27 protein-coding genes and 1 pseudogene are annotated in these 24,864 nt (G+C 47.9%); 14 read left to right on the top strand and 14 right to left on the bottom strand.

Translation table 11 applies throughout. The features are described from left to right. Window positions 1-3: 3 nt before the first annotated feature. Both AC5JLB_RS28160 and AC5JLB_RS28155 read left to right on the top strand, forming a co-directional pair. Complete coding sequence (locus tag AC5JLB_RS28160) at window positions 4-339, top strand: nucleotidyltransferase family protein (RefSeq protein ID WP_495877149.1); 336 nt, start codon at window positions 4-6, stop codon at window positions 337-339. After that, a complete protein-coding gene (locus AC5JLB_RS28155) occupies window positions 320-679 on the top strand; it encodes a HepT-like ribonuclease domain-containing protein (protein ID WP_495877148.1) in 360 nt (119 codons plus the stop codon). The genes AC5JLB_RS28160 and AC5JLB_RS28155 overlap by 20 nt, the downstream gene beginning before the upstream one ends. An 82-nt stretch (window positions 680-761) precedes the next feature. Here AC5JLB_RS28155 and AC5JLB_RS28150 read toward each other — a convergent pair whose 3' ends face one another. Both AC5JLB_RS28150 and AC5JLB_RS28145 read right to left on the bottom strand, forming a co-directional pair. Further along, window positions 762-992, bottom strand: a complete 231-nt coding sequence (locus tag AC5JLB_RS28150) for a hypothetical protein (protein ID WP_495877147.1) — start codon at window positions 990-992, stop codon at window positions 762-764. Window positions 993-1,056: 64 nt separating this feature from the next. Beyond that, the gene (locus AC5JLB_RS28145) at window positions 1,057-1,551 is read right to left on the bottom strand and encodes a hypothetical protein (protein WP_495877146.1); all 495 of its coding nucleotides are present in this window, start codon (window positions 1,549-1,551) and stop codon (window positions 1,057-1,059) included. 481 nt (window positions 1,552-2,032) lie between these two features. Here AC5JLB_RS28145 and AC5JLB_RS28140 point away from each other — a divergent pair, with 481 nt between their 5' ends. Beyond that, entirely contained in the window at window positions 2,033-2,911 is an 879-nt protein-coding gene (locus tag AC5JLB_RS28140) for a universal stress protein (RefSeq protein ID WP_495877145.1), read from the top strand. A 5-nt stretch (window positions 2,912-2,916) separates the two neighbouring features. Here the strand turns inward: AC5JLB_RS28140 and recJ are convergent, their stop codons facing one another. The 3 genes from recJ to AC5JLB_RS28125 form a co-directional block, all read right to left on the bottom strand. Continuing rightward, window positions 2,917-4,920, bottom strand: coding sequence for a single-stranded-DNA-specific exonuclease RecJ (recJ, locus tag AC5JLB_RS28135; protein ID WP_495877144.1), 2,004 nt, complete (start codon window positions 4,918-4,920; stop codon window positions 2,917-2,919). Between the two features lie 115 nt (window positions 4,921-5,035). Then, window positions 5,036-5,509, bottom strand: coding sequence for a CRR6 family NdhI maturation factor (locus AC5JLB_RS28130; protein ID WP_495877143.1), 474 nt, complete (start codon window positions 5,507-5,509; stop codon window positions 5,036-5,038). A gap of 85 nt (window positions 5,510-5,594) precedes the next feature. Then, a complete protein-coding gene (locus AC5JLB_RS28125; RefSeq protein WP_495877142.1) occupies window positions 5,595-7,118 on the bottom strand; it encodes a DICT sensory domain-containing protein in 1,524 nt (507 codons plus the stop codon). 398 nt (window positions 7,119-7,516) lie between these two features. Between AC5JLB_RS28125 and AC5JLB_RS28120 the strand changes: the two genes are divergently transcribed. Both AC5JLB_RS28120 and AC5JLB_RS28115 read left to right on the top strand, forming a co-directional pair. Continuing rightward, window positions 7,517-8,926 (top strand): DUF2157 domain-containing protein, encoded by a 1,410-nt coding sequence (locus AC5JLB_RS28120; RefSeq protein WP_495877141.1) that lies wholly within the window; start codon window positions 7,517-7,519, stop codon window positions 8,924-8,926. Window positions 8,927-9,042: 116 nt separating this feature from the next. Next, window positions 9,043-9,627: a GDYXXLXY domain-containing protein gene (locus AC5JLB_RS28115; RefSeq protein ID WP_495877140.1), complete on the top strand. Its 585-nt coding sequence runs from the start codon at window positions 9,043-9,045 to the stop codon at window positions 9,625-9,627. A gap of 100 nt (window positions 9,628-9,727) precedes the next feature. Here the strand turns inward: AC5JLB_RS28115 and AC5JLB_RS28110 are convergent, their stop codons facing one another. Beyond that, the gene (locus AC5JLB_RS28110) at window positions 9,728-9,970 is read right to left on the bottom strand and encodes a hypothetical protein (protein WP_495877139.1); all 243 of its coding nucleotides are present in this window, start codon (window positions 9,968-9,970) and stop codon (window positions 9,728-9,730) included. A 247-nt stretch (window positions 9,971-10,217) separates the two neighbouring features. Here AC5JLB_RS28110 and AC5JLB_RS28105 point away from each other — a divergent pair, with 247 nt between their 5' ends. Continuing rightward, on the top strand, window positions 10,218-10,394 hold the full coding sequence (locus tag AC5JLB_RS28105; RefSeq protein WP_495697186.1) for a hypothetical protein: 177 nt from the start codon (window positions 10,218-10,220) through the stop codon (window positions 10,392-10,394). Between the two features lie 45 nt (window positions 10,395-10,439). Here AC5JLB_RS28105 and AC5JLB_RS28100 read toward each other — a convergent pair whose 3' ends face one another. Continuing rightward, the gene (locus AC5JLB_RS28100) at window positions 10,440-11,345 is read right to left on the bottom strand and encodes a carbohydrate ABC transporter permease (RefSeq protein WP_495877138.1); all 906 of its coding nucleotides are present in this window, start codon (window positions 11,343-11,345) and stop codon (window positions 10,440-10,442) included. A 68-nt stretch (window positions 11,346-11,413) separates the two neighbouring features. Between AC5JLB_RS28100 and purN the strand changes: the two genes are divergently transcribed. The 3 genes from purN to AC5JLB_RS28085 all read left to right on the top strand — a co-directional run bounded on the left by purN (window position 11,414) and on the right by AC5JLB_RS28085 (window position 14,427). Next, a complete protein-coding gene (gene purN / locus AC5JLB_RS28095; protein ID WP_495877137.1) occupies window positions 11,414-12,082 on the top strand; it encodes a phosphoribosylglycinamide formyltransferase in 669 nt (222 codons plus the stop codon). Window positions 12,083-12,352: 270 nt separating this feature from the next. Beyond that, window positions 12,353-13,222, top strand: a complete 870-nt coding sequence (locus tag AC5JLB_RS28090; RefSeq protein ID WP_495877136.1) for a branched-chain amino acid ABC transporter permease — start codon at window positions 12,353-12,355, stop codon at window positions 13,220-13,222. Window positions 13,223-13,374: 152 nt separating this feature from the next. Continuing rightward, window positions 13,375-14,427: a CHAD domain-containing protein gene (locus AC5JLB_RS28085; protein ID WP_495877135.1), complete on the top strand. Its 1,053-nt coding sequence runs from the start codon at window positions 13,375-13,377 to the stop codon at window positions 14,425-14,427. Here AC5JLB_RS28085 and map read toward each other — a convergent pair. The 6 genes from map to AC5JLB_RS28055 form a co-directional block, all read right to left on the bottom strand. After that, on the bottom strand, window positions 14,414-15,196 hold the full coding sequence (gene map, locus AC5JLB_RS28080) for a type I methionyl aminopeptidase (RefSeq protein WP_495877134.1): 783 nt from the start codon (window positions 15,194-15,196) through the stop codon (window positions 14,414-14,416). The two genes, AC5JLB_RS28085 and map, sit on opposite strands and share 14 nt — an antisense overlap. 170 nt (window positions 15,197-15,366) lie before the next feature. Beyond that, window positions 15,367-15,624 (bottom strand): hypothetical protein, encoded by a 258-nt coding sequence (locus AC5JLB_RS28075; RefSeq protein WP_495877133.1) that lies wholly within the window; start codon window positions 15,622-15,624, stop codon window positions 15,367-15,369. A gap of 79 nt (window positions 15,625-15,703) precedes the next feature. Then, window positions 15,704-15,934, bottom strand: coding sequence for a hypothetical protein (locus AC5JLB_RS28070; RefSeq protein ID WP_495877132.1), 231 nt, complete (start codon window positions 15,932-15,934; stop codon window positions 15,704-15,706). Window positions 15,935-16,176: 242 nt separating this feature from the next. Further along, window positions 16,177-16,920 (bottom strand): F0F1 ATP synthase subunit B, encoded by a 744-nt coding sequence (locus tag AC5JLB_RS28065; protein WP_495877131.1) that lies wholly within the window; start codon window positions 16,918-16,920, stop codon window positions 16,177-16,179. Beyond that, window positions 16,833-17,381 (bottom strand): pantetheine-phosphate adenylyltransferase, encoded by a 549-nt coding sequence (coaD, locus tag AC5JLB_RS28060; protein ID WP_495877130.1) that lies wholly within the window; start codon window positions 17,379-17,381, stop codon window positions 16,833-16,835. The genes AC5JLB_RS28065 and coaD overlap by 88 nt, the downstream gene beginning before the upstream one ends. Window positions 17,382-17,629: 248 nt before the next feature. Beyond that, window positions 17,630-18,811, bottom strand: coding sequence for an aldo/keto reductase (locus AC5JLB_RS28055; RefSeq protein WP_495877129.1), 1,182 nt, complete (start codon window positions 18,809-18,811; stop codon window positions 17,630-17,632). Between the two features lie 537 nt (window positions 18,812-19,348). Here AC5JLB_RS28055 and AC5JLB_RS28050 point away from each other — a divergent pair. The 3 genes and pseudogenes from AC5JLB_RS28050 to AC5JLB_RS28040 all read left to right on the top strand — a co-directional run bounded on the left by AC5JLB_RS28050 (window position 19,349) and on the right by AC5JLB_RS28040 (window position 23,357). Next, complete coding sequence (locus AC5JLB_RS28050) at window positions 19,349-20,800, top strand: DUF7453 family protein (RefSeq protein ID WP_495877128.1); 1,452 nt, start codon at window positions 19,349-19,351, stop codon at window positions 20,798-20,800. Between the two features lie 523 nt (window positions 20,801-21,323). Further along, window positions 21,324-22,658, top strand: a complete 1,335-nt coding sequence (locus tag AC5JLB_RS28045) for an alkaline phosphatase PhoX (protein WP_495877127.1) — start codon at window positions 21,324-21,326, stop codon at window positions 22,656-22,658. Between the two features lie 225 nt (window positions 22,659-22,883). Then, window positions 22,884-23,357, top strand: a pseudogene (locus AC5JLB_RS28040) (DUF29 domain-containing protein). Between the two features lie 19 nt (window positions 23,358-23,376). Here AC5JLB_RS28040 and AC5JLB_RS28035 read toward each other — a convergent pair. Then, window positions 23,377-23,736, bottom strand: a complete 360-nt coding sequence (locus tag AC5JLB_RS28035) for a hypothetical protein (protein ID WP_495877126.1) — start codon at window positions 23,734-23,736, stop codon at window positions 23,377-23,379. A 94-nt stretch (window positions 23,737-23,830) separates the two neighbouring features. On the opposite strand from AC5JLB_RS28035, the gene AC5JLB_RS28030 reads away from it, so the two are divergent. Then, on the top strand, window positions 23,831-24,286 hold the full coding sequence (locus AC5JLB_RS28030; protein WP_495877125.1) for a hypothetical protein: 456 nt from the start codon (window positions 23,831-23,833) through the stop codon (window positions 24,284-24,286). 179 nt (window positions 24,287-24,465) lie between these two features. Further along, complete coding sequence (locus AC5JLB_RS28025; protein WP_495877124.1) at window positions 24,466-24,822, top strand: DUF6714 family protein; 357 nt, start codon at window positions 24,466-24,468, stop codon at window positions 24,820-24,822. Window positions 24,823-24,864: the final 42 nt, after the last annotated feature.

Here is a 24,864-nt window from a genome sequence, read left to right as displayed (position 1 = left end):
ACGATGACGGCTCCATTAACAACTGTGATTTGCGATCGCTGCAATGTCACGCGATCGCAAATAACCGACTTCTGCCAACGATGGAAGATCATCGAGTTTGCGTTGTTTGGTTCTGTCTTGCGAGATGGCTTTCGCGATGATAGCGATATTGATATTTTAGTAACGCTTGCTCCCAATCACGGCTTGAACCTATTTGATTGGATAGATATGCAACAAGAACTAGAAGCTCTCTTCAAACGTGAGGTAGATCTAGTAGACAAACGCGGGCTAAAAAACCCCTACCGCCGCTCTGAAATTTTGAACGCTCGTCAAGTCATCTATGCAAGCGAACAACCGTGATGCCGCCTCCATCTGGGACATGGTGCAAGCAATCCGCCGGATTCAAGAGTTTACCCTTGGTCTATCCTTTGATGACTACCAAGCAAGCATCTTGATTCAGAGCGCTGTAGAAAGACAACTCGAAATCCTTGGAGAAGCCGCAGGCAGAGTATCGGAGGCATTTCGACAAACGCATCCAGCCCTTGACTGGCGTAGAACGGTTGGCTTACGCAACATCATCATTCACCGTTATGACGAAATTCAGCAAGACATCATTTGGAACATTATCACCACAGAACTGGCAAACCTTCTGGCTCAGCTAGAACCTCTACTACCACCCCTACCTGATGAACAAGCGTAGAGGGCGCATCTAATCGGCCAGAATAAATATGACTATTTCCAAACCAAGACAATTCAGCTTCACGACTTGAAGTTCCAACCTCTTAACGTGAAACTCCGCCCTCAGAACCCGGAACTCCACCTTTTGAACTCGGAACTCCGCCTTCCGAACCCCAAATTCCGCCTTCGGAAGCTGAAATTCCGCCCTCAGAACCTGGAACTTCGCCTTCCGAACCTGGAACTTCGCCTTTTGAACTCGGAACTCCGCCTTCCGAACTCGGAACTTCAGGCTTTTTACTCCAAAAACGAAGCTCAGAACCCGGAACGTCGAGCAAATTGCTTCAACCTCCGCGTTCTGAGCCTCAATCATCGCCCTCAGAAGTCAAATTGTCAGGCTTTTTACTCCATCATTGCCCCTCCAGCCTTCACCGTTGCCTCAGTCGCCTTCACCTTCCGGGGTTTGCGGGCAAACCGTTGCCCCAACTCACCCACCACCGCATCTAATCCCGCTCCCTGTCCGCTTGCCTTGGCATAGCTATACACCTGCAACGCCGCCGCATACGCCTCACTCCCCACCGCCAAACACGTATCGTCCAACAACTCGTGCATCTGCGTGATCGACATCAACAGCGGATACAACATCTCAAACAACTGCACATCCTTCCGCAACTCCTCTAGGTCGAATGAGCGGGGCAAGAAGTCCGGGTTCTGCGTCGCCACCTCCAACGCCTTGCCCACAAACGCCCGACTCTTATCGCCCATCTTTGGCAAATTCTTGCGCTCCTCTGTGCTCAAATCCACCAAGAACGGCATCTTTTCTTTCATCATGGTCATCGCCGCCATCAACGTATCTCGCTCTGCCGGAGTCAACGTTGCACTAATTGAAGTCGCCATTGTAGAGTTCTCCCTAATGGTAAAGTGACAGCTTTAGAATTCCCACCAAAGTAGGGTTCTGCAACCCAATAGCAATACTTCGGGCAGTGCAGAAAAGGACAACTTTCTAGAAAACTTACGCTGTCGCCACGATAATCACGAGGATGTTGTTCAACGTTTAGCAATGCCTGACCATTTGCCGATTTTTATGACGCCTGCGGCAGCCCTAACGCAAGGGTAAATGAAATAAGCAGCGCCTTTCTTTGCTTTCATCCCTCCTCTGCGGCAGGTCTAACGCCATGTCCTTGTATTTGCGATCGCGTCCACTCTCTAGCTACTAAAACGTCAGCGCTTAATGTCGGTAAATAGCTCGATCCGACTCGATCGGCAGTCGATAATTCAACACAGAAGACTTTGAGTTAGGATTTTGAGTATCGCTTCCTTTGCAAAAAGGATTGCCGCAACGTTGCGTTATTTGGTTAATCTCTACTTCTTAACTACTATGTTCCAGCGCCCTCTTATTTGTACTGACTTCACAGATGGTTTGCAGCGTCTAACGCAGTTCATCCCTGACTTAGCGGCGGGTGGTGCAACGCAAATTGTCTTTCTGCACGTTGTTCCCTTGGTTGAGAAGTCAGGAGTTCCCCGCGCCGACACTGAAAAGATGAACCGCGCTGAGGAAAAATTAGCGGTTGCATTAGAAAATGTACCTGAGGGAGTCCAAGTAAAGGTCGAAGTCAAAGCGGGACGAGCGGTTGATGCAATACTTCAAGCCGCAAAAACCTATCAAGCCGATGTGCTGGTTCTGGGCACAGAATCCCGCAATCTGTTAACTGAGAAGCTCTTCGGAAGCACGACTATTGCCCTTGCAAAACACACCCTGCTTCCCCTGCTTACCCTGCGTCCTCAATTGATTTCGACCTACACCGTAGAAGAACTGAGTCTGCGATGTCAGCATTTGTTTCGCGAGATATTGTTGCCCTATGACGATAGCGATGCCGCGAAATACACGGTAGAGCAAGTGAAGCAATTAGCAAAAGCGAACCGTGATCACCAATTGAAAAATTGCGTTTTGTGTTGGGTGGTCGAAGAAGGCGGTAGGCTTGAGTTATCGGCTGAAGAAGAACAGAAATTTGTCGCTCAAAAGTTGAAGCCGATTTGCGAGCAGTTACAGGCATTGGGGATCAATTCGGAAGTTGAAGTTCGGCATGGTAACCCAATGGTTGAAGTGCTGATGGCAGCGCAAGAGTTTGACATTAGCGCGATCGCGCTCTCGTCTAATAACGTCAACCCCTTATTGGAATGGTCGATTCCGAGCTTTGCCAATGAATGTGTCCGTCGCAGTATGCACCCTGTGCTTTATTTTCCGTTTAAAAAGTAGCCTTCCTAAAGATTCAAGGCGATCAGGGCAGTTCTGATTAAGTCGTAATAAGGTTGCTGAGACACATCAACCGCTTGAGCGGGGTGATTAATTTTGCCGAGTGTCCCAATTTTTTGTCCCTTTTGAATAGCTAGAACGTCGCCTCTATCATTGCGAATTTTCAGTTCTTTGACGCCGCCTTGGTCTTCGATGGTGCAGCTATACGATCGCTGGTTAAACAAAAACTCGACTCCAGCCGCGCTGGGCTGATGTGGCAATCTAACTCCAACCACTTCAAGCTGAATCGAAACGTCGCCGTTCCATTCATTCGTGCGAAGCCGATAGGCAATATCCAAAAATTTTGGTAACGGATAATATTCTCCCCACCGCCATGCGATCGCGGCAATTTTTCTAGCGGCAATCGAATCATGACTCACCATAAATTTGAGATGTCCTTTGCCGATCAGCTTTTGATCACTGATCCGGACATTGGGCGTCCAAAACACAGGATCAGGATTCTCCATGCCGCAGGGGTGAAGCGCGTCAAGCTGGGCGTAGAGATGAAAGTCGAGTTGCTCTAAGTTTGCTTGAGCGTCAATCGTGACTAACGGTTTGAGATGTTCGGGTTTGAGGCACTGTTGGGCGAATTGTCGGAGGCGCGATCGCACCTCTTCAAGCCGCGTGCCCTCAAAGGAAAATCCGCCTGCGGCTTTGTGACCCCCATGCTTGAGGAGAAAATCTTTCGTAAACTCTAGTGCGTCAAATACGTTAAACTCTGGAATACTTCGCGCTGATCCGCGAATGTGTTCTTGCTTTTCATCTTCATACGTTCCAATGAACACCGGAACGCCATATCGCTCGACTAACCGAGAGGCTACAATTCCGATCACGCCATGATGCCATTCTGGTTGTACTAAGAGCAACACATGTTCTTCTTTTGCGTTGATCGAGCCATTCTCGTAAGCACTAATGGCTTCTTTTTCAATGGTTTCACAGAGTTGCTGCCGATGTTTATTAATCTGCTCACACTGCATGGCTCGTTCCAATGCAATACCAGTGTCATCAGTAGTCAATAATTCAATGACAATTTGTGGATCAGCCAAGCGACCTACGGCATTAATTCGAGGGCCTAAGCGAAAGCCAATCGCTTCTGGCTTCAGGTTTTTCTCACCGCTCAATCCCGCCACTTGAATCAGCGCTTGAATTCCTTCGATCTTAGATTTCGGCAGGAGTTGTAAGCCTCTCCGCACCCATCGACGATTCACCCCCGTTAGCGGCGCGAGATCGGCGATCGTTCCCAAGGTAAATAACTCTAGCAGCGTATTTTGCAAGTCGCGCTGCCCAAAACTCTGAGCCAGACATACTGCCAAAACATAGGCAACTCCAACGCCTGCCATGCTGCGATAGGGGGACGTTTCAGCAATCAATTTAGGATTGAGAATAGCATTCGCGTTGGGTAGTTGTGGCGGTAAATCGTGGTGATCCGTAATGATCACGGTTAATCCCAACTCGCGAGCGCGTTCGATCGGTTTATGCGCGGCAATTCCGTTATCGACGGTGAGAATCAGTCCGACCCCTTCATCATAAAATTCTTCAATAATCCGCTCATTGATGCCATACCCTTCGTTCATGCGACTAGGAATCGCGTAGTCTACTTGTGCGCCAAGGTAGCGCAGTGCCCGCAGCAGAAGGGCTGTACTCGTCATGCCGTCTGCGTCGTAGTCCCCGCAAATTGCGATCGCTTGACGCTCATTAATCGCATTGATCAGCAGTTCTAGACTGAGCGCCAGATCGGGAAAGTCTTCTAGCGGGGAAGGCAATGCTTCAGAATCGGGATCGAGGAACGTCGCAATGGCTTTTGGCGTGTCGAGTCCGCGATTGAGTAACACTTGTGCCAAGAGCGGAGAGACTTGCGTTGCTTGAGCTAACGTGAGTGCCCGTTCGGTTTGAATGGGAAGCAGGTTCCAACGCTGGTCGGGAATGCCAGCGCGTTTAGACGCAATGGATCTAGGACTAGGAAGCTCAAGCATCGTAAAATTAGGCGCTAAAGAAGCGAATTTTAGAGGCGATCGTTAGCTCAGACAGGATCAACTGTGATGCAAACGTACTCCAACTAGGGAAGCATTGTACCCTGTCCGCTTCTCTCTAACGATTTAACATCTCAAAAAACTCATCGTCCAACTCGTAGCCCACCATTTGGGTCATCGCTTTGAGCCGTGATGGGCTTTCGATTCCTAACTCTTTGAGCCAGTACAGCAAGACAAACGTTTTGTGCATCACATAGATTTCAAGGGCTTCCGGGTTGTACTGGACGCCATCTTTGGGATGAAACTGATGGGGCACAAGCATGGCGGTGTAGCGGGCAAATTCTCCAGCCTTCCAGTCCAGCAGAAACGGCAGCCACGGATACAATGCATCTAAGCGGATAAACCAAAGCCGCACCTCTGGCACTTCCGGCAATTCTCGTGGATCGCCAGGTTCTAAGGGATAGTCGATCGCAAACTGGATCTGTTGCTCATATTCAGCCGCATGAGTCAGGAGCGGCGCGATCGCATCTACGGCGGGTGATAAATCTAAGGCATCAATCTGAGCGGCGTTAATCGAAATGGTGATGGACATAAAACTTGAGTGCTAAGCAAACGCTAACAAAAGAGGCCCGATTCTAACCTTAGCGGATTCCTCTTAGAACTCAAATCTAATTCTGCTAATCGGGTTCGACCGTGCCTTTGTAAATGGGTAACAAAACTGTAAAAACAGATCCTTCTCCTATCCGGCTTCTGACCGAAATCGAGCCGCCGCAATGGATTAGCAATTGCTGGACAACAGTTAGTCCCAATCCTGCCCCATTCGTTTCAGTCTCGACGACTTGCCGCACCCGATAGAACCGATCAAAGATTTTTGAAATCTCACCCGCTGGAATTCCAATTCCCGTATCTTTGAACTCTAGCTGGACAAAATCATCCTGCTGCTTGGCTCTGACCCAAACCTGTCCGCCTCTCGGCGTGAACTTAATCCCGTTGCGGAGCAGATGAATCACAATTTGCTTTAACCAAGTGTTGAGACAAGCGATCGCGGGTAAGTTTTCAGGCACCGTGTACGCTAACCGCACTCCTTTTTCTTCTGCCAGCGGTTGATAGGTGCTGACCACTCCGGGCACAATGTCCATCAACTGCAACGCTTGAATAATCGCTTGATCTGCCATCTGATCGAGACTGACGAGATCGAGCAAGCTGCTAATCAGTGCCGTTTGGCGATCGCACTCTTTCACGAGCAAATCCATGTAGCGTTGACGTTGCGGCGGCTTTAATGTAGGAGAATTGAGCAACGTGATCGCTGTTTTCATCGTCGTGAGCGGCGTTCGGAGTTCTTGCCCCACCGTATGCACAAACTCATCTTTTAACCGAATCGCGCTGACTAATTCCTCATTTTGAAGCTGTAAGAGATTGGCTAGTTCGGCTTGACGACGGTAGCTGGTGCCTCGCTGCCACAGGTCTTCCTGGCGTTGGACTTGCCGGATGAGGAACTGCTCAATCATTGGAGAACTGACTTGAGCGGGCTGAATTTTTGCGATCGCGGCATCCCAGCTTTTGTTCAACGGGGACGAGATGGCTTCCATCGACCTATGCAATGCGCCAACTGCTCGCCGAGTCGTTGCCTGATCCAGCACCAGAAAGGTCATTAATGAGGGCCGCTTTTCGGTCGTTTCTTCGTCTGGAATAAAGGTCGTTTGAAGCTCATCTTTGGCTGTCGCCCCGTTTTTTGAACGATGGGCAACCAGGACTCCGCAAAATTGCGTTGACCAAATGATCAAAAAATATTCTCGTCGTAGCGGGCTATCAGCAGCAAGCTGAACTGATACCGCTGTTAAGTTAGGTTTTGAGTGAAGCTTACAGTCAGGAGCCGCCTGAGTACTGTCCACCGACTCAGACATGGGTTTATGCGTTGTGGTTAACGTCTCTTCTGGAACGTCATCCCGCTGATTTTTAAATAAGTAGGTTCCTTGAGCAACATCGTCGAGTTTCATATATCGCTCAAGTTCTGCTTGCCACGCTTCCCCACGCGGTAGTTTCGCCCAGATCAATGCTGGGAGTTGCTGCTCAACCAGCACGTCTAATAAACTGTTCATCAGTGATTTGAACGTGATTGGACTCATTTGCAAAGCCGAGGGTGAAGCGGCTGAGTCAGCTACAAGGGTGTAAAGGGAAGTCTCGACTACTAAGGAAGTCATACCTTAAGGGCTACGGTGAAGAATTCGATGAAACTAGTCATACAGGTTCACACTAAGGGGCAGTGGCTTCAGAAGGTGCGCCTTTGTATAAAAGAACGTGTTGTAAGGAAATTACCAAGTTTTTAACAGTTTGACACCAGAATTTCTACTGGAATCTGTTTAAATTGAAGTTTGAGGTAATTTATGTCTCGAAAGCTTAACATCTTGTGATGATTGGTGCTTAATTGTACACGGATTTTGCTAATCGTTACTTAGAAATTAAAACTGTCGTTCTACCAATCGTATAGGTGGCATACTCTTAGCCTCACTTCAAAACAGTTATGAGAAGTTAGAGTTGATTTCCGTAATCTTGCGGTTTCGCTTCATTAAGCTCCTCATTAATTAGGGAGTAAGTTTTTATGTCCTCCGAAAAATTTCGACATGAGCTTCGTCAAGAAGCGCAACAGTGGCAAACGGACGGATTGATCAACAGTACGCAATTTCAGCAATTGCGCGATCGCTATCAGTTTGATCAACTCGATACGCAAGCCAAAAACCGTTTCACCCTCATTCTGCTTGGATTGGGGAGTGTCCTCATTGGTCTAGGTGTAATTACGTTTGTCGCGGCAAACTGGCAAGACATTCCTCGTCTAGCTAGAGTGGCGCTTCTGTTTAGCGTGTTTGTCGGGGTCAATTTCGCTGGATTTGCGCTTTGGAGACAGCCAGGCGATGTGTGGCAGTCTCGTTTGGGCCAGGCCCTGTTGCTGCTAGGGGCACTGAGTTTAGGAGCGAACATAGCGCTGATGGCGCAGATGTTTCATATTGGCGGCTCTCCCTACGGGTTATTCCTGACGTGGGGAATCGGCGTCCTTGTCATGGCATACGGTTTACGGCTGACCTCTTTGGGAATGTTGGCAATTTTGCTGATTGGCATTGGCTACTGGTATAGCTGGACGGGCTATTTGCAGAGCGGGTTGTGGAGAGGTGAAGATAGCTCGCTGTTGAGCCTCATGGTGCAGCAGATGCCGCTCGTCGTCAGCGTGCTGTTTCTGCCGTTGGCCTACTGGTGTCGCTCAAAGGTGTTATTCACGTTGAGCGCGATCGCACTCGTCTCGGCTTTAATCAGCACTCCCTTTAATCTCTCAACTCGATCAGGACTTTTCTCGGCAGCGATCGCGGTGCTTCCCGCCGCTCTGCTGTGGAGCTACGACGATACGCTGTGGGACTCGATTCGGCGGCGTTCCCTCTCCTCAGCATCCTCCGCTCGGCTGTTTCAACCTATTGCTCGTCGATGTGCTGTGGTTTATTTGGGTGGCGCTTTTTTCTGGCTGTCATTTGGCTGGCTCTGGAATGATTCCGGCTGGGGTACTTCTCTAGGAACAAATACCGAATGGCGATCGCTACCCAGTGTTGTGATTCTCGCAGGGGTTGCGATCGCGCAATGGCTCTACCTATTAAAATTTGCCAGAACTCGTTCCGGTCGATTCTATTTCAGCCCCAGCACCAGTACGATTCTTCTCTTCATCGCACTAACGGCTTTAATCATTTTTTGGGACATTCAGCTTCAGCCGCTCCCAGTCGTTGCACCATTTGTCTTTAACGCATTACTAGCTGTGCTTGCGATCGGGGTTGTCCGAACCAGCATCGGAATTGCAGATAGACCCGCCTTTTGGTTTGGCATCGTTCTCCTCATTCTGCAAATCTTCAGTCGGTTGTTGGAATATGACACTGGCTTGCTGCTCAAAGCCTTGGTGTTCGTTCTCTGCGGTGTCGGCGTAATCTTGGCAGGTCTCTGGTTCGAGCGATATGTCCGGACTCTAACTACCTGATCTAGCAGTACCGAAGACTAAACCGCCAGTTGCCACTTCCCTCCAATTCTCTTTTTCCCTCTAGTTCTCTACCAAGCAATTCTTGTTCATCCCTCATCCCTCATCCCTAACGTTCTATGTCTCTCCAACCGCTTCGCTCTTGGCGATTTTGGGTTCCGCTACTTGTGCAGACGGCTCTCATTGCGGCGATTCCAGCTCAAGCTGTCTACACTCACCTCACCGGAAAAACGGTCGTCTTGCAAACTGTCCCTGTGGATCCCTACGATTTGCTACGGGGCTACTCACAGACCCTAGGCTATGACATTTCTACTCTAGACACGTTGAGAAAGCTGCCTGGCTGGAAAACGCTTCCCCTAGAAGCGAGGAATTCGTTGAAGGAAAACACAGTCCTCTACGTGATACTGCAACTGCCTGAACAGAAACCAGGGCGTCCGATCGCTTGGAAGCCCGTAGGAGTAAGCCAAGATCGCCCAACCTCTCTACCTTCTAATCAAGTGGCGCTGAAAGGACGAGTGCAATACGGGCAAGTCGATTATGGACTCAGCACTTATTATTTGCCTGAAACTCGGCGCGATGAAGTGAATAGAGCCATTCAAGAGAGTCAGCGCAAACAATCGGCAGTTGTTGAAATCAAAGTAGATGCTCAGGGCAATGCGGTTCCACTTCGGCTTTGGCTGAGCGATCGCTCGTATGAGTTTTAGGGTAGGGACACGATTGGGCCAATATCTAGGGTCGAGCGATCGCATCTGACAATCGCCAAAAAAAGAGGGTAAAGATTATCTTTACCCTCTTTTTTAAGTTTTACTTACTGCGCTTATGAGACCACGTAACTCCCACTGCTGCGCCCATCCCGGCTAACAATCCTGTTGCCATTCCTTCAAAGGTCTTGGACACGGGATTTTGAACGAGACACTGATTCGTGACAACTTTCTGCTCTAAACACTGATTACTTTCGGCCCAACTGGACGTTCCGCCTAACACAACGCCTGCACTACTGCACAAAACCACCATTAACAAAAACGGGCGGTGACTTTTTTTCCCCATAAAGCGATAATAGATTGAGACATCATTGATTGAGTACACCTTAATCTACCCGCATCCCGGACTTCTGGTTACGCTCGGCGTAAACTTTTTGTGTGAATTCTTTCTCTTCTGTGAAGAGAAAACGCAGAGAGCGGTTTAAGCTTAAAATTTCGTTGCGGCTGATACGTTCCTCACATCTGTTTAGAATTAGATAGAGCTTAATAATTGGAAATACTTTAAGTTCTAGACGTTTGTTGAGGAAGAGGCTATGGATGCAGAGATGATCAAAGAGCGGATTCGATTGATTGAAGGCAAGCGAGAGTCATTGCTCCGTCTGTTGGAGCAACCCGATTTAGGAACATTACGCATTGATGTCAATCAAGCGCTAGAAGAAATGGATGACTTGATTGACGAATTTAGACGGACGTTCCCTGAAGCAATTTAAGGAATAACGAGTAGTCGGCTGTCTGTGATAATTCATTGACGCAAGCTACTCGTTTTCTTCTGTAGCTTTGAGTTGACCGTAAACCAGGGCGATCGCAGCGATCAGTAAAAGGGTTGCTGCGGCTGCCGCATACCCAAAGTCAAATTGAGCAAAGGCTTGCTCGTAGATGTAGTACACCATCAAATTCGTTGAGTTAAGCGGCCCGCCGCCTGTGATCACGTAAACTTGCTCGAAACTCCGCAGCGTAAAAATTGCAGTTGTGACTGCTGCGAAGATCAGCGTTGGACGCAATCCAGGCAGGGTAATGTACCAAAATTTTTGCCATGCGATCGCGCCGTCCAGTTCAGCCGCTTCGTAGCGGTTGAGAGGAATGGTTTGCAGTCCTGCTAAGAAGACAATTAGGTTGAACCCAAGCTGCTTCCAGATGCTGAGCAGAATTAGAACTGGCATGGCCCAAGCCGTATCTTGAAGCCAAGCAATCGGCGCAATCCCGATCGCGCTTAGTCCGGCGTTGACAGGTCCATCCGTTTGAAATAACCACCGAAATCCTAATCCGACCGCCACGAGAGAGGTAATGGACGGAATAAAGTAAGCGGCGCGGAGCAATCCCCGCAGGGCAATCGCGCGATCCAATATCACAGCTAACGCTAGCGGGATCACCAAGCTGGGAAGGACGGTTGCGATCGTAAAGTAAACCGTGTTGCCCAGCACTTGCCAAAAGTCGGGACTAAGAAACAGTCGCCAATAGTTTCGCAGTCCGATCCAATGGGTGCCTTCGCGAGTGAAACTGCCTGTCGTGAAGCTGAGGTAGCAGAGATAAGCGATCGGATACAGCACGAACACGCCTAGTAGAAGGAGTGCAGGCGATAGAAATAGCCAAGCTGCGATCGCGTCGCTGTCTAATAGCTGCGAGAGCCGCCTATCCGATGGCGTCTTAGAATCGGAACCCATGAACCGTATAAAAGATTGAGTTGGATTAGGGTTATTGTAGTTCAGTTCATATCGGGCATCGGTTCTACATGAATTCGTCTGATCTAGCTAATAGCTTATGCTCGCCTGTCCTGTCGTCCATTCCTCAACTCGACCCTCCTGTGAGATTAGGAGTGATGGCGTCAGGGAGCGGCAGTAACTTTGAAGCGATCGCTCAAGCGATCCGCGATCGCCGCCTCAACGCTCAAATTCAAGTGGTCATCTACAACAATCCAGAGGCGAAAGTCGTGGAGCGAGCCAAACGATTTAATGTGCCTGCCGTGTTGCTCAATCATCGGGACTTTGAGAGCCGCGAAGAGTTGGATCGCGCGATCGTCAAAACGCTGAAGCATCACAATATCGAATGGCTAGTGATGGCAGGATGGATGAGAATTGTGACACCCGTGTTGCTCAATGCTTTTCCGGGTCGAGTTCTCAATATTCATCCCAGCTTACTCCCTAGCTTTAAGGGCAACCGGGCTGTGGAACAAGCATTAGCCGCAGGCGTCAAGATTACAGGATGCACCGTTCATCTTGTGGTTCCAGAAGTCGATAGTGGCGAAATTATTATGCAAGCGGCGGTTCCAGTTCTACCTAGCGATACAGCCGAAACGCTACAAAACCGCATTCATATACAGGAACACGTGGTTTATCCCTGTGCGATCGCACTCGCCGCCCACAACCGCCAAGGAGAGTTAAAAGACGAGTCATCGAGTTAGAAGAACTAGTCTAAAATGACACTAGTACCGAATTGCGCTCACAAGAGCAATTTACAGAATTACTAACGGCATCTTTCTCTAGGGAGATGTGGCTTCTTGGTCTGCTGGTGCATGATATATGCAGATTGAGAAGCTCATCGTCTAACACAAGGGCAGTCCAAACCGGGTAGGGACTGCTTTTTTATTTTTAAACTTCAATTCGCTGCCTCATCTCTTCCCAAACTTCTCCAATTCATGCACAATCAGAGCGATAGATGTATGGATGCCTGAATGGATTTCACTCAAATCGCTCAGCTAATTATTAACGGAATTTCGGTTGGAAGTATCATTGCCCTGTCTGCGGTAGGGCTGACGTTAACCTACGGCATTTTACGCCTCTCCAACTTTGCTCACGGCGATTTTATGACCCTGGGAGCCTATTTTACCCTGCTGCTGAATGCGTCTGGGCTGAACATTTGGCTGGCAATGGTGGGATCTGCGATTGCCACGGTAGGGGCAACGTTACTGGGCGAGAAGCTATTGTGGTCGCCAATGCGAGCAAAACGCGCTAATTCTACAACTCTGATTATTATTTCAATCGGCTTAGCGCTCTTTCTTCGGAACGGTATCATTTTCTTTTGGGGCGGCGGCAATCAACGCTACAATCTTCCCGTCACCCCGGCTATCTCGTTCGCGGGGTTATTAATTCCGTTCTACAAACTACTGGTGATTGGCATGGCGATCGCGGCGATCGCGGCGTTGCATTATCTGTTGCAAAACACCAAGATTGGCAAAGCAATGCGAGCCGTTGCGGATGATTTGGATCTCGCCCGTGTGACTGGAATTAATGTCGATCGAGTTGTGATCTGGACATGGGTGATCGCTGGAACGTTCACCGCTTTAGGAGGCAGTATGTTGGGCTTAGTCGAAGCGGTACGCCCGAACATGGGATGGTTTTTAATCTTGCCGCTGTTTGCGTCTGTGATTTTGGGTGGAATTGGCAATCCTTATGGTGCGATCGCGGGGGCGCTGACGATCGGCATTGCTCAAGAATTGAGTACCTATGTTTTGCGTCCAGAGTACAAACAAGGTGTTGCACTGCTGATCATGGTTTTGGTGCTGTTAGTTCGTCCTCAAGGACTATTCAAAGGCACAATTTAGCAGCGGATAAAAAATACGATCAGTGTCGAGTCACACTTGCGATTGTAATGAATACGCCAATCGTTAGATGGACTCGTAATGGTACCAATTACAATGCAGTAATCGACGCAAGTTAAAAAATAACTGCATCAGAGCGCTATGCTCGATTGGCTATGAAAAAACAACTTACAAAATTGCCAGTAAAACAAACAACGCTAAGCGACGTTGCTTACGAAGCAATTCAGAAACACTACCAAAAATCTATCAAGCACGAGTCGGATGTCTTGAAAGATCACAATCCAGAATCGCTGCACCAAATGCGAGTAGGCTTGCGTCGGCTACGGACAGCGTTGCAAGTATTCGATTTTGCCGTTTCGCTACCTAAGCCAACGAGCGTGCAACGCATTCGCAAATTTGCTCGGGTGCTGGGTGATGTAAGAGATCTAGATATTTTGGGCGCAACCTTACACACTGATGCCAAAATTTCTAAATCAGAACGAAAAACCCGCGATCACATTCTCAAGCAGGTGAAAGAGGAGCGATCGCAGAAGCTTGAAACTCTTCAAAAAACGCTGCATTCCAACAAATACGAAAAATTCAAAACAGGATTTGAAGACTGGTTAGAAGCACCTAAATATCAAGAGGTCGCCCAACTACCCATTCAGCACGGCTTACCCGATCTTTTGCTGCCGCTCATTAGTAGCGTGTTGCTCCATCCCGCGTGGCTATTTGGTACGCATACCGATGCAGGACAAATTTCCTTAGACTTCCTTGGCGGAGACGACATTCGAGCGCTTCTGAAGCAGAAAGGGCATACTTTGCATGACCTGCGGAAAAAAATGAAGCAAGTCCGCTATCAGACGGAGCTGTTTGCTGATTTCTACGACGAGAATTATCGCGCCCAAGTTGAAGAATTCAAATCAATCCAGGATGCACTTGGTGAGATTCAAGACAGTGTAATTCTTAATGACTATCTCGAATCTCGACTAGACGATGCGCCGCAAAACGCATGTCCTGTTCTCTGGAATCAGCTTGATCACAGCCGAGGCCAGGCGTGGGAGCAGTGGCGATCATTTCAAGCGAAATACTTGAGCGCTGAGTTTCGTCTTGGGTTGCGATCGCGCTTCTTGCACTATAGCTATCCGAAACACAGCTTTCCCAAGCCAAGTACAGAAACAGCTTCGGCTCCCCTACCTGCTGTGACGCCACCATTTACGGTAACGTGAGAATTTCATAACCGGAGTCTGTCACAGCGATCGTGTGCTCACACTGAGCTGAAAGCGACCGATCTTTCGTCACTGCCGTCCATTTGTCTTTGAGGACTTCTACTTCATAGATACCCTCATTGATCATTGGCTCGATTGTAAACACCATTCCAGCGCGGAGTTTCTTGCCTGTGCCATATGAGCCGTAGTGTGCGACTTGCGGGGCTGTGTGAAAAATGTTGCTGATGCCATGTCCAACAAAATCGCGAACCACAGAAAATCCCTGTGATTCTGCGTAGTCTTGGATCGCTGCGCCAATGTCACCCAGCCTTGCACCTGGTTTGACTTGCTCAATTCCAAGTTGGCGACATTTTTCGGTAACTTCGACGAGGCGACGGGCCGTTGCAGAGGGTTCTCCAACCCAATACATTCTTGACGTGTCACCGTGATAGCCATCCACAATCAGCGTGACATCGATATTAACAATGTCACCATCTTTGAGCAGTTGCTTGGCGTTGGGAATGCCATGACACACCACTTCATTCACGCTGGTGCAAATTGACTTTGGAAAAGCCGGTCGATGCTTGTCGCCACCGTAACCCAGAGGCGCACTCTTCGCACCATGTGCCTGAGTCCAACGTTCTGCCTCGTCATTCAGTTCGAGGGTACTCACGCCAGGTTTAACCAAGGGTTCAAGATGCTGCAATAACTGCGCTGCAAGCTGTCCGGCTCGGCGCATTTTTTCGATTTCTCGACGAGAGAGGAGAGTAATGACTTCGCTGTTATCCATAGGTACTTATTTTAGCTCTGATGCGAAGCAACGACGCTTACAACTTTTCGCTAAAATTTTCCATACTGAATAGCAAAGTGGTTTGTGCTTGACGATCGCTGCGATCGCTTCGTAGTTGCACTTTACGCTAATCGTTGCCTCGATTTACCTCTCCTCTAGTCAGCGCAACGTTAGACTGAAACCGCACTTGGTTCAGAAGTTTGAATAATCGTCGTAGAGTAGGCTTCGGCTGTAGGAACGAGCGTCCAGCCTGCCCGATAAAGCTTTTGATAGGTTGTCCATCCCTTAGACGCGCGGGGAATCTGGAGATCGGGAACTCGGTGTACCGATGAAGTATAGGGTTTCCAGGGCTGATGGGCAGCGTCTCGCACGTGAAGAATCTTAGTTGCACTGCCGAAACCTGCTAACCAACACATTTGTCCTTTCATTGCTGTAGCTCCTAAATTACAAAGAGTAGTAACGCCTACAGAAACCACTATTGCTTTACAACTGTGGCTTTATGACAATCTATGGCTTTATGACAATGCGATGTCTATTCGGTTTAAGTAACAGCCAGCTCGCAAGAAAAAAAGCGGCAGTTAGAATTTGAATCACATCGGAGGTCGAGAGGACATGATCGGACATGGCAGTTGCGCCTCGTTCGATCGTGCCAAAGAGCCAAGCTGGAATGCAAAGAATCCAGATGCCCTGCTTGAGCAACGCTGAAAATGCGGCGGCTGAAGAAGGGTTACTGTCCATGAGCGTGTCACCTACGGTTCAAGACGTTATTTCATGCTTCATCTTCAAAAGATGGCATTACGCCTAGAGTATGTAACTATTTATAAAAAGCCATTGCTAAAAAGGCAGATTCATGGGTTAAATCATTCGCCTCCAAAGAGAGAGGAACAAACAGAAAAATAAGGGATGAAGAATATCTAGGTATTCTTCATCCCTCATCCATTCCCAATAGTGCGATTAGAGCGAAGCTTTGAAGAAACGGCTTAATTCTTACGTTCGCCTGCTTTGGGTGCAGGTCGTCCTACGTTAGGATTACCTTCTTTCGGTCGTGGCACTTGTACCTGAACTTGCGGTTTGGCTTGAGCTTGTGGTTGGTTGATTTGCAGCTGTTGCCGTCCGTTACGAACAATTCGTAGCATTTCGCCCATCTGAGCTTCCATATCTCGCAGCACGCGATCGGCATAGCGATCGGCTCCTGCCTGAATCTCTTCGCTTTCCTCAATCGAAATTCGCCGCATCTCTTCGAGGTCTTGCTGCGCCTGTCGTCGCGTCCGCTCGATTTCTGCGATCGTTTGCTGTTGCACCTCGTCGCATTCGTGCTGCACCTGCTGCCGAATCTGCTGCGCTTCCAGTTCCGCTTGGCGCAGAATGCCCGATTCGTTCATGATTTGAGCCGCCCGATGCTCTGCGGCTTCAATCAGTTCTTGGGCATACTGTTCTGCCTGGTCGAGAATCGCGTCTTTTTGCCGCACAATTTCTTCTGCCTCGTGAAAGGCTTCGGGAAGACTCAGCCGAATCAGATCAAGCTGGTCGAGGATTTGTTCTTCATCGACCATTGTGCGGCGCGATAGCGGAATTCTCGGACTGTCGAGAATCAGTTCCTCCATCCGATTGAGTTCCCGTTGAATGTCTACACTGCCTACTCGTGCAGCATCCGGGTGGGTGGCTCGGTTTCCGCTGGTGTGGGTTCCGTCAGGGCTGATACTGGATGAGTCTTGGCGTAGCATCGGTATATACTTTCGGCAACGTGTTTAGGAACCAGGTGGTCTATGGGACCTCCAAAGCGGGCAATCTCTTTGACCACACTACTACTGAGAAAACTATACTCATTAGAGGTAGCTAAGAAGACAGTCTCTAGTTGAGTTGACAGCGTTTTATTGGTGTGCGCCATCTGTAATTCCATCTCAAAGTCTGAGACGGCTCGGAGTCCACGCAGGAGAGCCGTTGCGCCCTGTCTCTGAGCATAGGTGACGGTCAGCCCTTCAAAGCTGTCTACTTCTACATTGGGTAGGTGTCGGGTGGTTAATCGAATTTGAGCAAGCCGTTCTTCAACGGTGAAAAGCGGTGTTTTGTTGGGATTGCGAAGCACGGCAACAATGACGCGATCGCAAAAATGTGCCCCTCGTTTGATAATGTCGAGGTGACCAAAGGTAATCGGGTCAAAGCTTCCGGGGTAGATCGCAATCACAAGAAATGAGGGCAGTAGAAGTACCGCTTGGGCGGAGTCTTCTTACTTTAGCAAGAAGCTTTCCGTTGCGGATGATCAGTTAAGCACTTTGTCGCGATCGCTGGCGACAAGCGCTTCTTGAATAGGATAAAGCATGTAACCGATTTTTCTAACCATGTAACGAAAAACCACGTAGCAAATAAGTGAGAATACCCTGAATCTCAGATGCTGCTTGTTATTCTTTTTTATTCGTTTATTGTTGAGACAGTTTATTGTTGAGACAATCGTTTTACAGCTTCACCGCCCAATAGCTCGTGTGTTTCTCGTAGCACATCTGGAATTTGATCGGCAAAGGGACTGTTGATGAGGTAAGGACGCAAGGCGTCAGGATCAATTTGATCGATGCGTGCGCCAGGAAACCAATGATCGGCTTGTCCTAAAAGGTTGTAGCGCATCTTGGCATAGTCTACGAGGTCATAAGCGATCACAAGGTTTCTAAGCCACAGCACCGCTGAAAGGTTTAACCGTCCTGGCGTTTCATTGACATTGGGCAGTCCGGTTTGCCAGTTGAGATACCAGTCTTTGCCAAGGCGTGCGATCGCGGCGTCTTCTAATCGCTCAATAATCGGTGGTAAGAGTTCATCTGCTTGATGCAGCAAGTCTAACATCTTCAAATGTTCATCAAAATCGCTGGGTCGCGCTGCGCCAACGCTAAGCGTATGCACTTGCGGATGACTGAGGCAAAACAGATCGTTAAACACAAGCGGACTGAGCGGATCGCATAGCTCAACTAACCGAGGCGGCGGGTTAAATAGGTTCCCGCCTTTATTCGAGGGGCTGATGATGAAGACGCCCATATCGCGCTGATTAGCGGCTTCAATGGCTGCCCAGTTTTGCTGATTGATGTAGTACCAGTGCAGATTGACGTAATCGAATTGGTTCGTCTCGATCGCTTTGACAATGACATCGGTGGGTCCGTGAGTCGAGAAGCCAACGAAGCGAACTTTGCCTTGGTCTTGAAGTTTGCGGACGGCAGCGAGACAACCACCCGGACGAATGCACCAGTCGAGATGCTCGGGTAAGTTAATGCCGTGGATGCCAAGGAGATCAACGTGGTCGAGTTTGAGAAGAGAAAGCGATCGCTCAAAATTTTCTAAGAATTCTTTGGGATTGGGTTTAGGTGAAATCTTGGTTTGAGCGATCAGATTTTCACGCGGCAGTTTCGGCAGGATTTTGCCAAGCTGCTGTTCGGATGAACCATAGCCGCGAGCCGTTTCGATGTGATGAATGCCTAAGTCAAAGGCTCGACGAATTGTGGCTTCGAGGTTGGCTTGATTGTCGGGCGGAATGTCGCGATCGGGGACATCTTGCCATTTGTATTGATAGCGCATTCCCCCGCAAGAGAAGACGGGCATTTGAAGATTAGTGCGTCCAAAGCGGCGGTACAGCATTCGCAGGATGAAGGGTTGATTACAGTTGATTACAGTTGATTACACAGGACTATTTTAATGGCTCAATTCTTCTAGTAGGGATTGCTGAGATTTAAGTGTGATTTAAAGCTCAGTGATTTTTTAGGAGAGCGAATCAAAATAAATTCAAGTGCTCAAACTCAAGGCTTTAGAATCAGCAATTTGTTCAGTGACAACGTAGTTTTTTATACTTAGTTCGGCGGTTGTAATTTGCTACAAACACCAAGAAAACTAACACTGTTTTTTGTTAAAAACATAAGTATAGTTAGCAGACATTCTTCACAGTTTGGTAAAGCTAATTGCGCTGTCTAAATAAAGGTTATATGAAGAGAATTTGAAGAGAGTTATTTAAACAATCATCAACTCAGTCTGTAATGTTAACGCAATTATTCTAATATTTAATTACAGATTTTTATCAAGATAAGTTCCCTAAAGCTTCGATACAGGCGCAATCGGCTAATGTAAGTGCGCTTGTAGGTTTATTTTGCTTGCGTTATAATCCTACTCATTCTATTAACCATGTTGACATTTACCGACGTTCTTGCACAATCTAATTCTCCATCTGCGACTCAAATTAAGTTCAAATTCAAAGAGATTGCTGATTCAAAAGATGGCTTCACAAACTTCGATAATGTTCTATTAAACGATGATGGACTCGTTGCCTTCTCTACGAGCAACGATGCATCGAAAATCACAGGCATTTTTACAAGCAGTGGTGGAAAAATTAGAACGATCGCCGATCTGCAAAGCGGTCAATTTACCAACTTTGGCGATTTTGACCTTAACGATAATGGGCTAGTTGCGTTTGCTGCCGGAAATGAAAACTCATCGAGAATTACGGGACTGTTTACCAGTGATGGCAAAACTACGAAAACCGTCGTCGATTTGCAAACCCTCTCTACTTCCTTTACAGATCTCCCCTCTCAAGTTCCACCTGGCAGCGTGGGAACTTACAACTTTGCTGGTAGCCTTGCGTTGAGTGATGCGGGTAATGTTCTGTTTGATGCAGGTGGGAAGTTTAATTTGCCTGGTAGCGGATTCGTCTCTGATCGATTGTTTCTGAGTCAACCTGATGGAACCCTTGATCGAGTTTTTGAGGCGTCGGGATCTATTGGAGCAGGCTTTTCTCAAACAAATACGTTTAGTAATCTGCAAATTAACGATCGCGGACAGACTCTAGCCCAACTCGACACTAGGTTAGAGACGCCACGCATCATTGAAAATACATCAATTGTGTTTGACGGCAAAACCTTGGCGCAATCAAGTTCGTCTCCATTGCTACCTTTCAAAGAACAAGTTTTTTCTCCGGTTTTAAATGATGCAGGCACAGCGTTTTTTGCGCGATCGGGAGATGCCTTTGGAAACCGAACAGAAGTCGATGCCAATAATATCTATCGCTTTGATCCAGGAGCAACCGAGCCGGTGCGGGTTTCGGATCAGCGATTGGATGTGGTTTCGTTCACGGTGAATGATGGCGGGTCGATTCTGTTTTCGGGTTCAACCGCCAATCAATCAGGACTGTTTCTACTGGATCAAGGGACGATTACTCAAATTAGCGATCGCATCGCTGCCAACGCCCTGATCAACAATTCGGGTGTGATTGTGTTTCAACCCGGACAACTTGGGTCATCAACGGGAATTTTTGCCCGAGTTGGTTCTGTAACCGAACAGGTGATTGCGCCAGGAGAGTCGCTCGGAGGTTCAGTCGTGCAACAAGTGCAATTGCGCGGACTCAATGATGCAGGTCAGATTGCCTTCAGCGTCGATTTTACCGATGGCACAGAGGGAATCTTCCGAGCAGACACCAAGATTAAGATGCGTCATGGCAAGGACAATGCTTTGGAGAATGGAACGGATGTCGTGTTGGGAGCTTCTCGACTGCTGACTCAAGATCTCATCTCTATTGCTGGCAAGAATGATCTGAATCTTGCTACTCAGCCCCAGCTTGTTTCGTCGCAGAGTATTTTCTAGTCAAGCGGAGTTTTGTAAAGCGTTTCCTTCGGAGTGGCGTAGCGAATCGGCGGAAAGCTTAATTCGATTTCTAAGTTTCTGCCTAATATCCTTTTTGAGGATATTAGGCAGAAACTTTTTGTTTAATGATGATAATTATCCTGCGTTTACAGGGTGGCAGCGATTTGAATATTGTGGGTTAGTAGTCAATACCAGTCCGCGATCGCGTTTGCTTGACGAGAGAAGGCTGAGTAAGCAAGATGTAAAGCTTTGTGTCCAATTACAGCAACATCGCCAATTGTCTTAACCTACAAACACTGTCTAGAAGAATACTCTTGTAGAAAACGAACAGGCTTGCACAAATGGAGCAGCAAGCGATCCAGATTAGCCGATCGCCACGAGTCGTTGAAATTAATCCTCAGCAGCGACCAGAAAACTATAACAAGACATTAAGTTAACCCTACAGGACGTTAAACCAACCTTAGTTTGGTCTTCATGCAAGCCCAGTAAGCTTCCTTTTGGTTACATATGTATCTAAAAGCCGATGCAACTATCACGACGGAAGTTTTTCACCTTAGCAGGAGCAAGTGCTGCTAGCACATTGATGATGTCTCCTTTAGAGGCGCTCTATACAAGAAGAGCAAATGGGCAATCAGTATTTGGGGGAGGATACGGAGACCTCATACGTGATCCAAACGGCTTATTAGATTTGCCAAGAGGGTTTCAGTACCGCGCTTTTTCACGAACAGGCGAGACCATGAGCGATGGTTCTCCCGTACCGGGTGGTCATGATGGCATGGCAGCTTTCCCCGGTCCTCAAAACACAGTCATTCTGGTTCGCAACCACGAATTGAGTCCAAATTCTGCAACCCAAGTGGTGGGTCCTCGTCCTTACGATTCTGCTTGCAAAGGAGGGACAACCACACTACAGATCGGGCCAAATGGTGAGCTGATCAATCACTATGCGTCGCTAAGCGGCACGTACCGCAACTGTGCAGGAGGTCCGACTCCTTGGGGATCATGGATTACTTGCGAAGAAAATACTTCGACTCCAGCAACCAATACACCGGGCAGCGCGAACAATGTGATGCAGGCTCATGGCTATAACTTTGAGGTTCCGAGCAACGCAGGCGCTCCTGTCGATCCGGTGCCATTAGTTGCAATGGGACGGTTTAACCACGAAGCGATCGCAGTTGATCCGAGAACCGGAATTGTTTATGAAACTGAAGATCAACGAGATAGTTTGATCTACCGCTTTGTCCCAACTCGGCCCGGTCAGTTGAGTGCAGGCGGCACTCTGCAAGCGCTAGTGATTAAGGGTATGCCGCAGGCAAAAACCTTTTCAGGCGTTCCCAAGCGTCAACCAATGCCAGTGGAATGGGTGACCATTACTGATCCAAACCCCGCAACCGATACGGTACGGGTAGAAGGGTTTAGTAAGGGCGCTGCTCAGTTTGCTCGTGGAGAAGGCATGTGGTACGGCAACGGTGAAATTTACTTCTGTTGTACCAACGGTGGCTCTGTTGACTCCAATGGCAGACCGAACGGGGCTGGTCAAGTTTGGCGCTATATTCCTGAGCGGGAGACGATCGAACTGTTTGTTGAGGCGCGATCGAAAGACGAACTCGATGGTCCTGACAATATTGTTGTGGCACCCCATGGCGATCTGATTATTTGCGAAGATGGCGATGCGGAGCAGTTCCTAGTAGGCATCACTTCTGAGGGGCAACTCTATCGTCTGGCAAGAAATGCCATCAACGATAGTGAGTTTGCGGGAGCCTGTTTCTCGCCGGATGGTAAAACTTTATTTGCCAATATCCAAACCCCAGGCATCACGTTCGCCATTCGGGGGCCTTGGAAGTCTCAACGAGGCGCATAAAGCCAAATTGTTGTAGCGCCAGCATCTCTCCTGCCATGATCAGTGACAGGAGAGATGCTGCTGTTTTGCAAAATAGCGTGAATTCATTGGTCAAATATCAATTGCTCAAATATTAACCGCAAATATCAAGTGCCAAAGGTTTCGTGGATACTTGAGGTTAACTTAAACCTACACGCTCGATAGGTAGTTCCGGCGCTACGATATCACTATCGAGTGGAGTCAGCTATGGCAACAGAACTCAATGCCGACACTGCAACGGCTGGTCTGTATGAATCGGACTTCTATGCTTGGACACAAGAGCAAGCCAAACTGCTACACAAAGGCGCATGGGAATGTCTCGACATTCCAAATTTGGTGGAGGAAATTGAGTCGTTAGGCAGACAAGAACGGCAGGAATTGCGAAATCGCTTAGGAGTTCTGCTAGGGCATCTATTGAAGTGGGAATTTCAATCTGAGCGTCGTTCTAAAAGTTAGTTTGTCACGATTCGAGAACAGCGAAGGAGAGCGCAGCTTGTGTTACAAGAAAATCCTAGCCTCAAGCCCTATCTTGCTGAAGCAATAGACATTGCTTACGAATTAGGCTTAGATTTAGCGGTTCGTGAAACGGATTTGGATTATGACACCTTTCCTAACCACTGTCCTTACACACTAGAGCAGATTCTAGATGCTGCTTTCTTCCCTGGCGCTGATCAACAGTAACTGATTAGCAAAATTGCAGTTAATGTTGGGAGAGCAGAATCCGTAGATTTTTTGCATTGTTTAATAAATGATGTGCGGGTCTGATCAGTAGTTGTACTGGAAAAATTGCAAAAGTTGGAACGTTAAGAACAAAAGTTTGAGCATTAAGAACAAAAGCTCGAATATTAAGAACAAAAGTTTGAGCATTAAGAACAAAAGTTTGAGCATTAAGAACAAACCTTAGTCCATCGATAACATAAATGGAAACTTTTGTTCTTAACGAATAAACGTAGGTTATTGAAGTACGTTGATCTGTTCTTAGTGCGATCGCATTAAGAACAAATGGATGTTGATCAAGAACAAAACCTGCGATCGAGTGAAGTGAGCCAGAAGGATCCATAGTCCGGCTACCTTAATCTGCTGAAGCGATAAGAGTGCTCTTTAAACATTGGGGAATAATTGGGGAATAGTCTACAGCAGATCGAAAATTATCAATGAGTAGTGAAGTCATTGTTTATGTTGTGTACAACGCCTCACTTAAGTCTATGAGCTGTCAGGAAATCATAGCTATAGTTCAGTCTAAGCATCCCACTTGGATGGTAGAGGGAGGCGAATTTCCATATTTTGCCATTGGTCTTTATGACTGGGCACCAGTACGAATCTCATTAAATACACATCATTCGGATGTTCAAGAAGAAGCAAAAGAAATGGCTGATGCCCTAGCATTGGATCAAATTCCTTCGTCTGTCATTTCACAAGTTCGCCAGAGTAATGCACGCTTTGAAATTTGTTGGGATTTCACCGAGGATTATGATCCCGTACCTGAAACTGCGGATGTTGTTTTTGGCATTGCTAAAATCATAGTTGATCTGACAGAAGGAGTAGCTCTAGTGAATGGCAGCCGTCTGTTGTCGTTCGATGATGACCCCTGGAGCCAGATACTCCCTTAGTAAACTCAATAAACAGCGCCATTGTTGAGAATGCCTAATGAAAGTGCTGAACCAGAACGCGCTACAGGGTTAGATAAGTAGCAAAGGCAATATGTGTCTGGTGAGCGTAAGCGTTGGGCTATTGCGTTCGGTTGTGTCGGGTCAAGTCAGCTAAGTTGTGGACGTGTGGAGTAGAGAACATGGTTGACCAGGTTGAGCAAGAGGTACTTGTGGCGTTTTCAACTTTGGAAACGCCTAAGCCCGAAGACTTGATCGGACCATCTACAGGCGATGAGATAGGCGAACAACAGATTCAAAAGGAACTTGCAGGAAAAAATTGGATAGATCTTGACACAAACTTTCTTGTGGAGAGATGGTCATCGTTCTGCTACTTGAGCGCGGAGGGCTACCGCTATTACCTGCCCGCACTCTTAATACGATGTTTAGAAAACTTATCAGAAGAAAATGACCTCATTCACTGCACCGTTTTTAGCCTAGCACCCAGTTATTGGAGCCTATATTATTGTGGCGAGGACGAGAATTTGGTAGTGCTATAGATCTGTTGTTAGTGCCTAGATCGATAATCCAAACTCAAATCG

The organism is Myxacorys chilensis (genome assembly GCF_059505265.1).
Note: the sequence above shows the minus strand (reverse complement) of the source record. Positions and strands in the feature narration are given on the sequence as shown.

Bases quoted from the DNA above. Each gene is read 5' to 3' on its own strand.
- AC5JLB_RS28155 (WP_495877148.1), top strand. From the start codon at position 320: ATGCAAGCGAACAACCGTGATGCCGCCTCCATCTGGGACATGGTGCAA.
- AC5JLB_RS28050 (WP_495877128.1), top strand. From the start codon at position 19,349: ATGTTGACATTTACCGACGTTCTTGCACAATCTAATTCTCCATCTGCG.
- AC5JLB_RS28070 (WP_495877132.1), bottom strand. From the start codon at position 15,934: ATGGACAGTAACCCTTCTTCAGCCGCCGCATTTTCAGCGTTGCTCAAG.
- AC5JLB_RS28110 (WP_495877139.1), bottom strand. From the start codon at position 9,970: ATGGGGAAAAAAAGTCACCGCCCGTTTTTGTTAATGGTGGTTTTGTGC.
- purN (WP_495877137.1), top strand. From the start codon at position 11,414: ATGAATTCGTCTGATCTAGCTAATAGCTTATGCTCGCCTGTCCTGTCG.
- map (WP_495877134.1), bottom strand. From the start codon at position 15,196: ATGGATAACAGCGAAGTCATTACTCTCCTCTCTCGTCGAGAAATCGAA.
- AC5JLB_RS28065 (WP_495877131.1), bottom strand. From the start codon at position 16,920: ATGCTACGCCAAGACTCATCCAGTATCAGCCCTGACGGAACCCACACC.
- AC5JLB_RS28125 (WP_495877142.1), bottom strand. From the start codon at position 7,118: ATGACTTCCTTAGTAGTCGAGACTTCCCTTTACACCCTTGTAGCTGAC.
- AC5JLB_RS28075 (WP_495877133.1), bottom strand. From the start codon at position 15,624: ATGAAAGGACAAATGTGTTGGTTAGCAGGTTTCGGCAGTGCAACTAAG.
- AC5JLB_RS28120 (WP_495877141.1), top strand. From the start codon at position 7,517: ATGTCCTCCGAAAAATTTCGACATGAGCTTCGTCAAGAAGCGCAACAG.
- AC5JLB_RS28085 (WP_495877135.1), top strand. From the start codon at position 13,375: ATGAAAAAACAACTTACAAAATTGCCAGTAAAACAAACAACGCTAAGC.
- recJ (WP_495877144.1), bottom strand. From the start codon at position 4,920: ATGCTTGAGCTTCCTAGTCCTAGATCCATTGCGTCTAAACGCGCTGGC.
- AC5JLB_RS28025 (WP_495877124.1), top strand. From the start codon at position 24,466: ATGGTTGACCAGGTTGAGCAAGAGGTACTTGTGGCGTTTTCAACTTTG.
- AC5JLB_RS28105 (WP_495697186.1), top strand. From the start codon at position 10,218: ATGGATGCAGAGATGATCAAAGAGCGGATTCGATTGATTGAAGGCAAG.
- AC5JLB_RS28090 (WP_495877136.1), top strand. From the start codon at position 12,353: ATGGATTTCACTCAAATCGCTCAGCTAATTATTAACGGAATTTCGGTT.
- AC5JLB_RS28035 (WP_495877126.1), bottom strand. From the start codon at position 23,736: ATGGATCCTTCTGGCTCACTTCACTCGATCGCAGGTTTTGTTCTTGAT.
- AC5JLB_RS28055 (WP_495877129.1), bottom strand. From the start codon at position 18,811: ATGCTGTACCGCCGCTTTGGACGCACTAATCTTCAAATGCCCGTCTTC.
- AC5JLB_RS28160 (WP_495877149.1), top strand. From the start codon at position 4: ATGACGGCTCCATTAACAACTGTGATTTGCGATCGCTGCAATGTCACG.
- AC5JLB_RS28115 (WP_495877140.1), top strand. From the start codon at position 9,043: ATGTCTCTCCAACCGCTTCGCTCTTGGCGATTTTGGGTTCCGCTACTT.
- AC5JLB_RS28045 (WP_495877127.1), top strand. From the start codon at position 21,324: ATGCAACTATCACGACGGAAGTTTTTCACCTTAGCAGGAGCAAGTGCT.
- AC5JLB_RS28100 (WP_495877138.1), bottom strand. From the start codon at position 11,345: ATGGGTTCCGATTCTAAGACGCCATCGGATAGGCGGCTCTCGCAGCTA.
- AC5JLB_RS28145 (WP_495877146.1), bottom strand. From the start codon at position 1,551: ATGGCGACTTCAATTAGTGCAACGTTGACTCCGGCAGAGCGAGATACG.
- AC5JLB_RS28030 (WP_495877125.1), top strand. From the start codon at position 23,831: ATGAGTAGTGAAGTCATTGTTTATGTTGTGTACAACGCCTCACTTAAG.
- AC5JLB_RS28130 (WP_495877143.1), bottom strand. From the start codon at position 5,509: ATGTCCATCACCATTTCGATTAACGCCGCTCAGATTGATGCCTTAGAT.
- AC5JLB_RS28140 (WP_495877145.1), top strand. From the start codon at position 2,033: ATGTTCCAGCGCCCTCTTATTTGTACTGACTTCACAGATGGTTTGCAG.